The sequence below is a fragment of the Flavobacterium sp. LC2016-13 genome, assembly GCF_009707955.1.
GTDB lineage: Bacteria > Bacteroidota > Bacteroidia > Flavobacteriales > Flavobacteriaceae > Flavobacterium.
The window spans coordinates 90727-102844 of the sequence record NZ_WMDQ01000005.1 but is presented as its reverse complement, the minus strand read 5'-3'; the positions used below and the strand labels follow the sequence as shown (position 1 = coordinate 102844).

13 protein-coding genes are annotated in these 12118 nt (G+C 34.3%); all 13 read right to left on the bottom strand.

Annotation, left to right across the window (positions count from 1 at the left end; genetic code table 11):
• Nucleotides 1–114 precede the first annotated feature (114 nt).
• Nucleotides 115–1554, bottom strand: a complete 1440-nt coding sequence (locus tag GKZ86_RS12100; protein WP_154783375.1) for a NuoM family protein — start codon at nucleotides 1552–1554, stop codon at nucleotides 115–117.
• A gap of 10 nt (nucleotides 1555–1564) precedes the next feature.
• On the bottom strand, nucleotides 1565–3448 hold the full coding sequence (nuoL, locus tag GKZ86_RS12095) for an NADH-quinone oxidoreductase subunit L (protein WP_154783374.1): 1884 nt from the start codon (nucleotides 3446–3448) through the stop codon (nucleotides 1565–1567).
• Between the two features lie 6 nt (nucleotides 3449–3454).
• Nucleotides 3455–3775, bottom strand: coding sequence for an NADH-quinone oxidoreductase subunit NuoK (gene nuoK / locus GKZ86_RS12090; protein WP_026982591.1), 321 nt, complete (start codon nucleotides 3773–3775; stop codon nucleotides 3455–3457).
• Nucleotides 3775–4314, bottom strand: coding sequence for an NADH-quinone oxidoreductase subunit J (locus GKZ86_RS12085; RefSeq protein WP_154783373.1), 540 nt, complete (start codon nucleotides 4312–4314; stop codon nucleotides 3775–3777). Before GKZ86_RS12085 ends, nuoK begins: the two co-directional genes overlap by 1 nt.
• Nucleotides 4315–4860, bottom strand: a complete 546-nt coding sequence (locus GKZ86_RS12080; protein WP_154783372.1) for an NADH-quinone oxidoreductase subunit I — start codon at nucleotides 4858–4860, stop codon at nucleotides 4315–4317.
• Between the two features lie 164 nt (nucleotides 4861–5024).
• Complete coding sequence (gene nuoH, locus GKZ86_RS12075; protein WP_194632429.1) at nucleotides 5025–6083, bottom strand: NADH-quinone oxidoreductase subunit NuoH; 1059 nt, start codon at nucleotides 6081–6083, stop codon at nucleotides 5025–5027.
• Nucleotides 6083–7114: a 2Fe-2S iron-sulfur cluster-binding protein gene (locus tag GKZ86_RS12070; protein ID WP_154783371.1), complete on the bottom strand. Its 1032-nt coding sequence runs from the start codon at nucleotides 7112–7114 to the stop codon at nucleotides 6083–6085. The genes nuoH and GKZ86_RS12070 overlap by 1 nt, the downstream gene beginning before the upstream one ends.
• Before the next feature lie 95 nt (nucleotides 7115–7209).
• The gene (gene nuoF, locus GKZ86_RS12065; RefSeq protein WP_154783370.1) at nucleotides 7210–8580 is read right to left on the bottom strand and encodes an NADH-quinone oxidoreductase subunit NuoF; all 1371 of its coding nucleotides are present in this window, start codon (nucleotides 8578–8580) and stop codon (nucleotides 7210–7212) included.
• A 1-nt stretch (nucleotide 8581) separates the two neighbouring features.
• Nucleotides 8582–9112, bottom strand: a complete 531-nt coding sequence (locus GKZ86_RS12060; RefSeq protein ID WP_026982598.1) for an NAD(P)H-dependent oxidoreductase subunit E — start codon at nucleotides 9110–9112, stop codon at nucleotides 8582–8584.
• A gap of 92 nt (nucleotides 9113–9204) precedes the next feature.
• On the bottom strand, nucleotides 9205–10443 hold the full coding sequence (locus tag GKZ86_RS12055; RefSeq protein ID WP_154783369.1) for an NADH-quinone oxidoreductase subunit D: 1239 nt from the start codon (nucleotides 10441–10443) through the stop codon (nucleotides 9205–9207).
• 25 nt (nucleotides 10444–10468) lie between these two features.
• Nucleotides 10469–10990: an NADH-quinone oxidoreductase subunit C gene (locus GKZ86_RS12050; RefSeq protein ID WP_154783368.1), complete on the bottom strand. Its 522-nt coding sequence runs from the start codon at nucleotides 10988–10990 to the stop codon at nucleotides 10469–10471.
• Between the two features lies 1 nt (nucleotide 10991).
• Nucleotides 10992–11540: an NADH-quinone oxidoreductase subunit B gene (locus tag GKZ86_RS12045; protein ID WP_042563256.1), complete on the bottom strand. Its 549-nt coding sequence runs from the start codon at nucleotides 11538–11540 to the stop codon at nucleotides 10992–10994.
• A gap of 179 nt (nucleotides 11541–11719) precedes the next feature.
• Nucleotides 11720–12085: an NADH-quinone oxidoreductase subunit A gene (locus GKZ86_RS12040; protein WP_154783367.1), complete on the bottom strand. Its 366-nt coding sequence runs from the start codon at nucleotides 12083–12085 to the stop codon at nucleotides 11720–11722.
• Nucleotides 12086–12118 lie beyond the last annotated feature (33 nt).

The window sequence follows — 12118 nt, the reverse complement described above, 5'->3', positions numbered from 1 at the left end:
CCCTAATTTATTTTTGTTTAAAATATATTTTTAATTTTCCTCCGATAATAAACTTAACTTTTAAAAGATCAGACAAATCTGAAATCAAAAATCGTTAATCTTTATTCTAAAATCTTAATTCTTGTTGATAACGTTTAAAATAGTTTCTAAACTTGGAGTAATCAAATCTGTAATTGGTTTTGGATAAAATCCGAAGAATATTAAAACCGCAATAATTACTACCAATGAAATTCCTTCATTTACTGAAACATCTGCAAAAGTTTTAGAATTTGTATCTCCCAACATTACATTCTGAAACATTTTAAGCATATAATAAGCTCCCAATATAATAGTTGTTCCGCCTAAAACAGCAAACCAAACATTAATTTGAGAAAGACTATACAAAACTGTAAATTCTCCAACAAAGTTAAAAGTACTTGGTAAAGCAACAGAAGCTAAAACAAGAATCAAAAACATTGATGTAAATTTTGGAGATTGAATACGAATTCCGCCCATCGCATTAATTTCTCTGGTTTCAAATCTTCTAAAGATGATTTCAGCAGCAAAGAATAATCCAACTACAACAAAACCGTGAGCAATCATTTGTAAAACGGCACCGCGTAAACCGTCAACTGTTAAAGTATAAGTTCCGGCAGCAATTAACCCAACGTGAGCTAATGATGAATAAGCCAATAATTTCTTTAAATCTTTTTGTCTTAAAGCTACGATAGATCCGTAGATAACTCCGGCAATTCCCAAAGCAATAAAAATATTCATGTATTCTTTTGCAGCCAATGGTGCAATTGGCAATTGCCAACGAATAACACTATATAATCCCATTTTTAACATGATACCAGATAAAAGCATTGTTCCAACAGTTGGTGCTTTTTGGTAAACGTTTGCCTGCCACGTGTGGAAAGGAATAATTGGAATTTTAATAGCATAAGCTAAAAAGAAAGCCAGGAAAATCCAAAGTTGTTCAGTCGCTGATAAGTCTAAACTGTATAAATCTTCAAGTAAAAAACTATGTTTCTTTTGATACAAGTAGATAAAAGCAATTAGCATAAACAATGAACCTGCAAGCGTATAAATAAAGAATTTTACCACTGCTTTTCTACGTTCTTCAGCATCCCCATTACCCCAAATAAGGGCAATAAAATAAATAGGAATAAGAGCTAACTCCCAAAAAATGTAATATAAAAGACCATCTGCCGCAAGAAAAGTTCCTGTCATAGCAAAGGCCATAAATAAGATTAAAGCATAAAAACCTTTGGCATTTTTATATTCATTCCCAAAAGAAGAGAATATAATAATTGGCGTTAAAGCAACGGTTAATAAAAGCATTGCAATTCCCAATCCATCAGCATTTAATGCAAATGAAATTTTAGGCTGATTAATCCAGGCGTTTATTAAACTAATGTTTTCACCTGCATTAAAATGACTTAACAAAACCAATGAACAGCCCAAAGCTGCTAAACTAAAGAACAAAGCAACTTTTGAAGCTAGTTTGTCACCAACAAAATAAGTGGCAAATGCACCAATTAAAAGAATAATTAATATAAGAGAAACGTTCATAGTTGTTAAATTATTTAGCTAAAAATATGTAGGAAACAATGGCGCAAAGACCTAAAACAAAAGCAAAAAGATATAATCCGATGCTTCCGCTTTGTAATTTTCTACCTTGAAAACTTATTTCATTGGTTACTTTTCCTAATCCGAGCACAAGTGCTGATAAACCAGTTTCAATATAGTCCCTAAAGAATCTTGATAATCCGTTTATAGAGCGAACAAATATTGCATCGTAAGCTTCGTCTACATAATATTTGTTATATAAAACTTTGGTTAAACCAGTAATATTTTCATCTGCTTCAGGAATATTATCTTGTTTGAAGTATTTGATGTAAGCAATTAAAATTCCTAATAAACCGCCTAAAACAGCAACACCCATTAAAGTATATTCTGTAGTTCCTAAATGATGTTCTTCACCAGCAACTTTTGCAAAAAGAGGAGCAAGATATTCATTTAACCAACTATTTCCAGGCAAACTAATTAATCCTCCAAAAGTAGCTAAAAGAGCTAAAATCAATAAAGGAAAAGTAATTAATCCGTCACTTTCATGTAAATGATGTTTTTGCTCATCTGTTCCTCTAAAATCTTTAAAGAAAGTTAAGAACATTAATCTAAACATGTAGAAAGCCGTCATAATTGAAGCAATAGATCCGACAACATATAATGGAATGCTGTGGTGGAAAGCTGTCATTAAAATTTCATCTTTAGAGAAGAAACCTGAGAAAAATGGAACTCCGGAAATAGCTAATGATGAAATTAACATTGTCCAGAAAGTGATTGGCATTGCTTTACGCAATCCACCCATTTTACGCATATCTTGTTCTCCGTGCAAACCGTGAATAACAGATCCTGAACCTAAGAATAAACAAGCTTTAAAGAAAGCGTGTGTAATTACGTGAAAAACGGCTACTTCATAAGCACCGAATCCTAAAGCTAGGAACATTAGTCCTAATTGAGAAACAGTAGAATAAGCTAATACTTTTTTAATATCTGTTTGAACCAAACCAATTGTTGCAGCAACTAATGAAGTTACAGCCCCAACAACTGCAATAACAGTTTGAACGTCTGGTGCTAAATCAAAAACGAAGTTTAACCTTGTTACCATAAAAATACCCGCCGTAACCATTGTAGCAGCGTGAATTAATGCTGAAACAGGAGTTGGTCCCGCCATCGCATCTGGTAACCAAGTATATAATGGAATTTGTGCTGATTTACCACAAGCTCCAATAAATAAACATAAAGCAGCTAGAGAAAGCAATGGTAAATTTAAGTTCGTTGCTCCGGCAATTGCTGTTTTTAAAGTAGCATAATCTAAAGTTGAGAACATTGAACCAATAATGAACATTCCGATTAATAAACCTAAATCTCCAATTCTGTTCATGATGAAAGCTTTTTTTGCAGCATCATTGTAATCCTGGTTTTTGTACCAAAATCCAATTAATAAATATGAGCAAAGTCCAACACCTTCCCAACCAATGAATAAAACTAATAAGTTACTTCCAATTACAAGTGTAATCATGAAGAATACGAACAGATTTAAATAAGCAAAAAATTTATGCATATTTTCATCATCGTGCATGTAACTAATAGAGTATAAGTGAATCAAAGAACCAATACCTGTTACAAAAAGCAACCAAAGTAAAGAAAGTTGATCCAATAAAAATCCAAGATTAATATGTAAGTTACTAATCTGAATCCAGTCAAATAAAGTTACTTGAATGGTTTTTTCAGTTTGAGTAAGTTGATTGAAAAAGAAAATTGTAACAAGAAAAGAAACTACAACAGAAGCAGTCCCGATAATCCCGGAAACTGTTTTCCCTAAAGTTTTTCCAAAAAATACATTGATTAAAAATCCTAAAAAAGGAGCTAATACTAAAACTAAAGCTAAATTGGTATCCATTTCCATTTATCCTTTTAAATTTTTTAAATTATCGATACTAATCGAACCTAAATTTCTAAAGATCGAAACTAAAATAGCCAATCCTACTGCAACTTCAGCTGCAGCAACTGCCATCGAAAAGAATACAAAGACTTGTCCTTGTGCATCTTGATGATAGGTTGAAAAAGCAACAAATAAAAGGTTTACAGCATTCAACATGATTTCGATAGACATAAAAACGATAATTGCATTTCGTCTATACAATACACCAAAAACACCAATACAGAAAAGTACAACACTTAAAAAGATGTAGTTCTCAATACCTATTTGATTTAATATATTACCCATTATTTATTTAATTTTTCTTTTTTAGACAATAGTACAGTTCCAATCATCGCTACCAAAAGTAAAACAGAAGCAAATTCAAACGGAACCATATATTCATTCAATAATATTTTACCCAATACTTCAATAGACTGGAAATCTTCTCCTGTAGAATCATAAGCACCAACAATTGGTTTAGAATTGATGAAGATTGCAATTAATACAATACAAATCAAACAGAAAGAAACAATTGCACCCAAACGTGTAATTCTTGGTCGGTGTACATCTCGTTGTTCATTCAGGTTCATCAACATAATCGTAAACAGGAACAAAATCATAATGGCTCCGGAATAGACTATAATATGAACAATAGCCAAAAACTGAGCATTTAAAAGTAAATAGTGACCTGCAATAGAAAAGAAACAGATTACCAAATAAATGGCACTGTGAATTGGGTTTCTGCTAAAAATGGTCAAAAATGCGGTTATTACCGTGATAAACGCCAAGAAACAAAATATAACTTGAACAGTTGTTGCGTGAGCAAAATCAGGAATATGTATCATTTAGTTAGCATTATTAAGTTGAGCGTTTTTGATCGCCACATCTAGAGGCATCACTAATCTGTCTTTTCCAAAAATGAAATCTTCTCTTTCATAACTAGAAGGAACCAATACTTTAGAAGTAGTCAAATAAATGGCATCTTTTGGACATGCTTCTTCACATAGACCACAAAAGATACAACGTAACATATTGATTTCGTAGATCGAAGCATATTTTTCTTCTCTGTACAAATGTTTTTCATCAGCTTTACGTTCAGCAGCCTTCATTGTGATAGCTTCTGCAGGACAAGACAAAGCACATAATCCACAAGCAGTACAGTTTTCACGACCTTGTTCATCACGTTTCAATTGATGTTGACCACGATAAACAGGGCTCATCTCACGCACTTGTTCAGGATAGTGAATCGTCACTTTTCTTCTGAATAAGTGTTGAAGTGTGATAAACAATCCTTTCACAATCGCCACAAGATACAATCGCTCCCAAAAGGTCATCTCTTTATTAGAGACCATCTTTTTTCTACCCGATAATGATATAGTTTCTATTGACATTTTATAATGTATGATTTACGATTCATAATTTGACGGTAAAATCAAATTTAAAATCTATTTTATTTTTTATTTGAAGCTAATCCTGCTATCCGCTATATCTTTAATTTTTCTAAAGAAAAAAATTAAAGGATGCCGCTTCTATCAGGGCTAGAACATTACGGTTCTTAAAATCCTAAAGCTGCTGCGATATCGTGTCTTAAAATAACAGCACCCGTAATCATGATATTAATAATCGAAAGCGGAATCAAAATTCTCCAGCCTAAGTTCATTAATTGGTCATATCTAAATCTTGGAATCGTCCAACGAACCCACATGTAGAAAAAGATCCAGAAACATATTTTGGCAAATAATACCGCAATTCCTAAAATATTAGCTGTATTTACTCCCACATTATCTACCATCCATTGCATTCCGGGATAATTATAACCTCCAAAGAATAAAACAGATATAATAGTAGCCGAGATAAACATATTTGCGTACTCAGCAAATAAGTAGAATCCCATTTTCATAGAAGAGTACTCAGTATGGTATCCACCAATTAATTCAGATTCACATTCCGCTAAGTCAAAAGGAGTTCTGTTTGTTTCAGCAAAAGCGCAAATTAAGAAAATCAAGAATGATAAAGGCTGATACAATATATTCCAATGCCACTCTGATTGTTGTAAAGAAATCTCTTTTAGACTCAAAGTTCCTGTCATCATCAATAAAGCAATCATCGATAATCCCATAGCAACTTCATAAGAAACCATTTGTGAAGCCGCACGAACCGCTCCCATCAATGAGAATTTATTGTTAGATGCCCATCCACCAATCATAATTCCATAAACTCCAACAGATACAACTCCAAAGAAGTATAATAATCCAATATTAATATCAGTAGCCTGTAAAAGAACATCTCTGCCAAAAACATGAAGATGATCTCCCCACGGAATTACGGCACTGGTCATTAAAGCCGTACTCATTGCAATTGCAGGACCTACGACAAATAAAAATTTATTAGGAGTATTTGGTTCAAATTCTTCTTTAGAGAACAATTTCATACCATCAGCAAGAGGTTGTAATAAACCACCCCAACCAGCACGGTTTGGTCCTACACGATCTTGTAGAAAAGCTGCTACTTTACGTTCAGCCCAAGTAGAATACATTGCCATAATCATTGTTACGGCAAAAACCACAACAATTACAACACTTTTTTCTATAATAAACGCACCATCTACCATCATTAAGAAATTTTGTTGTTAGTGTTTAATGGAATTTCAGCCATACTAATTTTTTTACGGTCAATATCTCTACCCATAAGGATATTTTTTTCTGTATCGATTTGTACTTTTTCTAATTTTTGAGTGTAGTTATTTTGATTGATAACAGAATCTTTTTCAAATTCTCTTGGTCCTTCAATAACCCAGTCATTCACGTTTTTATGGTCAAAACGGCAAGAGTTACAAATAAACTCTTCTACTTCATGGTACTCATCTTTACGACCAGTAACACGTTGAATTTCTCCACCAAACATCCAAACGGTTGTTTTTCCACAACATCCAGGAGTTGTACATTCTCTGTGTGCATTATAAGGTTTGTTGAACCAAACTCTTGATTTGAAACGGAAAGTTTTATCCGTTAATGCTCCAACTGGGCAAACATCAATCATATTTCCAGAAAACTCATTATCAATAGCTTTTGAGATTCCAGTTGAAATATTAGCGTGATCTCCACGATCTAATACTCCGTGAACTCTGTTGTCTGTCAATTGATCTGCAACTTGTACACATCTTTGACATAAGATACAACGGTTCATATGCAGTTGAATATTTGGACCTATATCTTCTGGTTCAAATGTTCTTTTTTCTTCAATAAAACGTGATTTTGGATTTCCGTGTTCGAAACTTAAATTTTGAAGATCACATTCTCCGGCCTGATCACAAACTGGGCAGTCAAGCGGGTGATTAATCAATAAAAATTCTGTTACAGATTTACGGGCTTCCATTACTCTGTCAGAAGATTTACTGTTTACTTCCATTCCGTCCATACATCCTGTTACACAAGAAGCCATTAATTTTGGCATTGGTCTTGGGTCAGCCTCGCTTCCTTTAGAAACTTCAACTAAACAACAACGACATTTTCCGCCGCTGCCTTTTAATTTTGAGTAATAGCACATGGCTGGCGGAACTAAATCTCCACCAATCATACGTGCAGCCTGCAGGATCGTTGTTCCTGGCTCTACGTCTATACTTTGACCGTCTATGGTTACTTTCATCTCTTATTGATTTGAATGTTGAAAGTCGGAATATTGAAAAGAATTGCTGTCCTTTTTGATATTATTAACTTTATAACTTTCTGCTTTATATTTCTTTATACGATTACTTTACCGCCTACTAAATGCTTTACTTGCGAAAAAGGTTCAGCAACAAAGTGATCTCTATTTTTGATTTTTTCAGGGAAACGAACGTGATATTCAAATTCATCTCTAAAGTGACGAATTGCTGCGGCTACTGGCCAAGAAGCTGCGTCACCAAGTGGACAAATTGTATTTCCTTCGATTTTACTCTGAATACTCCAAAGTAATTCGATATCTTCTTCACGGCCTTGACCGTTTTCGATTCTCCATAATATTTTTTCTAACCAACCTGTTCCTTCACGACAAGGTGTACATTGTCCGCAAGATTCGTGGTGGTAGAAACGAGCAAAGTTCCAAGTATTTCTTACGACACAAGCGGTATTATTGTAAACAATAAATCCGCCAGAACCTAACATAGATCCGGTAGCAAAACCACCATCACTTAAAGATTCGTAAGTCATTAATCTGTCTTCACCATTTGCTGTTTTAAAAATTAATTCAGCCGGTAAAATTGGCACAGAAGATCCTCCTGGTACAAATGCTTTCAAAGGTCTGCTAGAAGACATTCCTCCTAAATATTCATCAGAATTCATGAACTCGTCAACACTTAAACCTAATTCAATTTCATAAACTCCAGGATTTTTGATGTGTCCTGAAGCAGAAATTAATTTAGTTCCAGTTGAACGACCAATTCCAATTTTTGCGTAATCATCACCAGAGTTATTGATGATCCAAGGCACAGTTGCAATAGTTTCAACATTATTTACCACAGTTGGATTAGCCCAAAGTCCTGAAACCGCTGGGAAAGGTGGTTTAATACGAGGGTTTCCTCTTTTACCTTCCAAAGATTCAATAAGTGCAGTTTCTTCTCCACAAATATAAGCTCCGGCTCCACAGTGAACGTGTAATTCTAAATCGTAACCTGTTCCTAATATATTTTTTCCTAACCAACCGGCAGCTTTAGCTTCGGCGATAGCTCTTTCTAATATTTTGAAAACCCACATATATTCTCCACGAATGTAGATATAAGATAGGTTAGCGCCTAAGGCAAAACTTGAAGTAATCATTCCTTCGATCAATAAGTGAGGAATAAATTCCATCAAATAACGATCTTTAAATGTACCTGGTTCAGATTCGTCGGCGTTGCAAACTAAATGTCTTGGCTTTCCTGATTTTTTATCAATAAAACTCCATTTCATTCCTGCAGGGAAACCAGCTCCACCACGACCACGAAGTCCTGATTTTTTTACTTCTTCAACAACTTCATCTGGTGTAAGTGTTTTTAAAGCTTTTTCTACTGAAGCATAACCACCATTTTGGCGATAAACTTCATAGGTTTTTATTCCCGGAACATTGATTTTATCTAATAATATTTTTTGTGACATCTTATTTATCGTGTAATATTATTTTATCATCTCTACAATCAGCGATTAACTGATCGATTTTTTCTTCTGTCAATTTTTCTTTGTAGAAATCGCCTAACTGCATCATCGGAGCGTATCCGCAAGCACCTAAACATTCTACTCCGGCAATAGTGAACATTCCGTCTGGAGTTGTTTCGCCCATTTTAATGCCTAATTTTTCAGAAGTATAATCCATTAAATTTTCGGCACCATTTAAACAACAACAAGAAGTCTGGCAGAATTCGAACATGTATTTTCCAATTGGTTTTTGGTTGTACATGGTATAAAAAGTAACCACTTCGTAAACCTCAATTGGTTTGATGTGCAAAATTTCAGCAACTTTATCCTGCAGCTCAGTACTTAACCAGTTATCATGAGCATCCTGCACTTCGTGCAAAACAGGCAACAAAGCTGATTTTCTTTTGTCTTCAGGATAATGACTGATTAATTCATTGATGCGAGTCATCAATGCTTCAGTCATGTTTATTTCTTGTTTGTAATGTTTTCTTTCCATTTTATTCTTTTTTTGCCACTAAGGCGCAAAGGCACAAATTTTTTAATCTAATTCCGAAACTTCTGAACTACAATCTAAAATCTACAATATTTTTAGGCGTCTAATTCTCCTGCAATTACATTCAAACTTGATAAAATCACAATTGCATCTGATAATAGAGAGCCTTTGATCATTTCTGGATATGCCTGATAATATATAAAGCAAGGTCTTCTGAAATGTAATCTATATGGAGTTCTGCTTCCGTCTGTAACTAAATAGAATCCGATTTCTCCATTTCCTCCTTCAACTGGGTGATATATTTCTGCAACTGGTACAGGAACTTCTCCCATTACAATCTTAAAGTGATAAATTAAAGATTCCATAGAAGTATAAACATCTTCTTTTGGAGGAAGGTAATAATCTGGAACTTCTGCATGATATTCGTTTCCGGCTGGCATTTTATCCAACGCTTGACGAATGATGCTTAAACTCTCCCAAACTTCAGCATTACGAACACAGAAACGATCGTAGGTGTCACCTGATTTTCCAACAGGAACAACAAAATCGAAATCTTCATAAGATGAATAAGGTTGTGCAACACGAACGTCATAATCGACTCCGGCAGCACGTAAGTTTGGACCTGTAAATCCGTAAGCCATTGCTTGCTCTGCTGAGATTGCACCTACGTCTACAGTTCTATCAAGGAAAATTCTGTTTCTTTCGAATAAATTTACAAACTCTTGCCAAGCGACAGGGAAATCTTTTAAAAAGACATCTAGTTTGCGAAAAGCTTCTGGTGACCAATCTCTTTCGAAACCACCAATTCTTCCCATATTTGTTGTTAGACGAGCTCCACAAATTTCTTCGTAAATCTCGTATACTTTTTCTCTAAATTGAAAAACATACAAGAAACCGGTATAAGCACCAGTATCTACACCAAGAATCGAGTTACAGATTAAGTGGTCTGTAATACGAGCCAGCTCCATTACGATAACTCTTAAATATTGTGCTCTTTTAGGAACTTCAATATTTAATAGTTTTTCTAATGTCATCCACCATCCCATATTATTTATAGGAGAGGAGCAATAGTTCATACGGTCTGTAAGTGGCGTAATTTGATAAAAAGGACGATTTTCGGCAATTTTTTCGAAAGCTCTATGAATGTAACCAATAGTTGGTTCAGCCTCAAGGATTCTTTCTCCATCCATCAACAGGATATTTTGAAAAATACCGTGTGTTGCCGGGTGCGTTGGTCCTAAATTCAGTACAGAAAGCTCGCTTCCGTCTTCATTTAGTTTTTCCTTTATTATTTTAGCATATCTATGCTCTGGTGGTAATAATAGTTCTGACATTTTATAATGTTGAATTATTTATTTTTTAGCAATTTGTTGTTGTTCTTCCAAAGAATCTGTCGTCTTTATCCGTTCTTCCGCTGTCTTCCATCGGGAATTCTTTTCGCATTGGGAACGAGACCATTTCATCCATATTCAAAATACGTTTCAATTGCGGGTGTCCAATAAAGTTAACCCCAAAGAAATCGTATGTTTCTCTTTCCATCCAGTTTGAACTTAAGAAAATATTTGAAATCGTTTTTATCTCTGGTTTCTCACCATTAAGGAAAACTTTAATTTTAATACGTTTGTTTTCATACCAGTTATGTAAATGGTATACTATCGCAAACTGACGATCTGTTTCGTTGTCAGGATAGTGAATGCCACATAAATCTGTTAAAAAGTGAAAACGCAAATCAGAATCGTTTTTCAGAAAAAGAATCAAAGCTGTGATTTTATCAGCTGTTGTTTCTAGTGAAAAAATATCTCTTTCTTGTTGAAAGTTAAAAACACTTGCGTCAAATGTTTCTGTAAGTTTATCTTGAATCAGGGTATTTTCTAAAGCCATCTTATGAAATATTATATGAAGCTAGTAATTCTTGGTATTCCGGAGAGCTTCTGCGTCTTACAGATTCGCTTTTTACCAATTCCTGAAGTTTCATTACTCCATCAACAATTTGTTCTGGTCTTGGCGGACATCCTGGAACGTAAACATCCACGGGAATTACTTTGTCAATTCCTTGCAAAACGGAATAAGTATCGAAAATTCCGCCTGATGAAGCACAAGCTCCAACTGCAATTACCCAACGAGGTTCAGACATTTGTTCGTAAACCTGTCTTAAAATTGGTGCCATTTTTTTGGAAATAGTTCCCATTACCAATAACATATCTGCCTGACGAGGAGAAAAACTCACACGCTCAGAACCAAATCGTGCTAAATCGTAATGTGAAGCCATTGTAGCCATGAACTCGATACCACAGCATGAAGTTGCAAAAGGTAAAGGCCATAATGAATTGGCTCTTGCTAAACCTACAACATCATTTAGTTTTGTAGCGAAGAAACCTTCTCCTACAACTCCTTCTGGCGCCGCAACCATATTTACATTTGAATCGCTCATTTTTATTTTAGATTTCTGATTTTAGATTTTAGATTTTTTAAGTCCTAAAAGTTAAAATCAATTTTTTTAAATCAGTGTATTATTTCAAGGAATTCAAATTTTAAATTACAGTTTTAAATAAATTTGGATAATCATCCATTCTAAATCTAAAATCACTAATCTAAAATCTAAAATCATAATTATTCCCAGTCTAATGCTTTCTTTTTGATGATATAGAAGAAACCAACTAAAAGCAATGACATAAAGACAATCATTTTTAGCATTCCCTCAATGCCAAGTTCTTTAAAGTTTACTGCCCAAGGATAAAGGAAAATAACCTCTACATCAAACAATACAAACAAAATGGCTACTAAGAAGTATTTTACAGAAAAAGGAATACGAGCGTTACCAACAGATTCGATACCACACTCAAAGTTTTTATCCTTAATTTCTGAAGTTCTTTTTGGACCTAATTTTCCAGAAATAATGATGGTTCCTACCACGAAACCTACAGCTAGAATAAACTGCATTAAAATAGGAAGATAACTGTATTGATCAGATTGCATAATCTTGGGGGTTTTTACTTAAAAAATGAGCCA

What these genes read in the sequence shown, in the direction of transcription:
- GKZ86_RS12100 (WP_154783375.1), bottom strand. Translation starts at nt 1,554, where the DNA reads ATGAACGTTTCTCTTATATTAATTATTCTTTTAATTGGTGCATTTGCC.
- nuoL (WP_154783374.1), bottom strand. Translation starts at nt 3,448, where the DNA reads ATGGATACCAATTTAGCTTTAGTTTTAGTATTAGCTCCTTTTTTAGGA.
- nuoK (WP_026982591.1), bottom strand. Translation starts at nt 3,775, where the DNA reads ATGGGTAATATATTAAATCAAATAGGTATTGAGAACTACATCTTTTTA.
- GKZ86_RS12085 (WP_154783373.1), bottom strand. Translation starts at nt 4,314, where the DNA reads ATGATACATATTCCTGATTTTGCTCACGCAACAACTGTTCAAGTTATA.
- GKZ86_RS12080 (WP_154783372.1), bottom strand. Translation starts at nt 4,860, where the DNA reads ATGTCAATAGAAACTATATCATTATCGGGTAGAAAAAAGATGGTCTCT.
- nuoH (WP_194632429.1), bottom strand. Translation starts at nt 6,083, where the DNA reads ATGATGGTAGATGGTGCGTTTATTATAGAAAAAAGTGTTGTAATTGTT.
- GKZ86_RS12070 (WP_154783371.1), bottom strand. Translation starts at nt 7,114, where the DNA reads ATGAAAGTAACCATAGACGGTCAAAGTATAGACGTAGAGCCAGGAACA.
- nuoF (WP_154783370.1), bottom strand. Translation starts at nt 8,580, where the DNA reads ATGTCACAAAAAATATTATTAGATAAAATCAATGTTCCGGGAATAAAA.
- GKZ86_RS12060 (WP_026982598.1), bottom strand. Translation starts at nt 9,112, where the DNA reads ATGGAAAGAAAACATTACAAACAAGAAATAAACATGACTGAAGCATTG.
- GKZ86_RS12055 (WP_154783369.1), bottom strand. Translation starts at nt 10,443, where the DNA reads ATGTCAGAACTATTATTACCACCAGAGCATAGATATGCTAAAATAATA.
- GKZ86_RS12050 (WP_154783368.1), bottom strand. Translation starts at nt 10,990, where the DNA reads ATGGCTTTAGAAAATACCCTGATTCAAGATAAACTTACAGAAACATTT.
- GKZ86_RS12045 (WP_042563256.1), bottom strand. Translation starts at nt 11,540, where the DNA reads ATGAGCGATTCAAATGTAAATATGGTTGCGGCGCCAGAAGGAGTTGTA.
- GKZ86_RS12040 (WP_154783367.1), bottom strand. Translation starts at nt 12,085, where the DNA reads ATGCAATCTGATCAATACAGTTATCTTCCTATTTTAATGCAGTTTATT.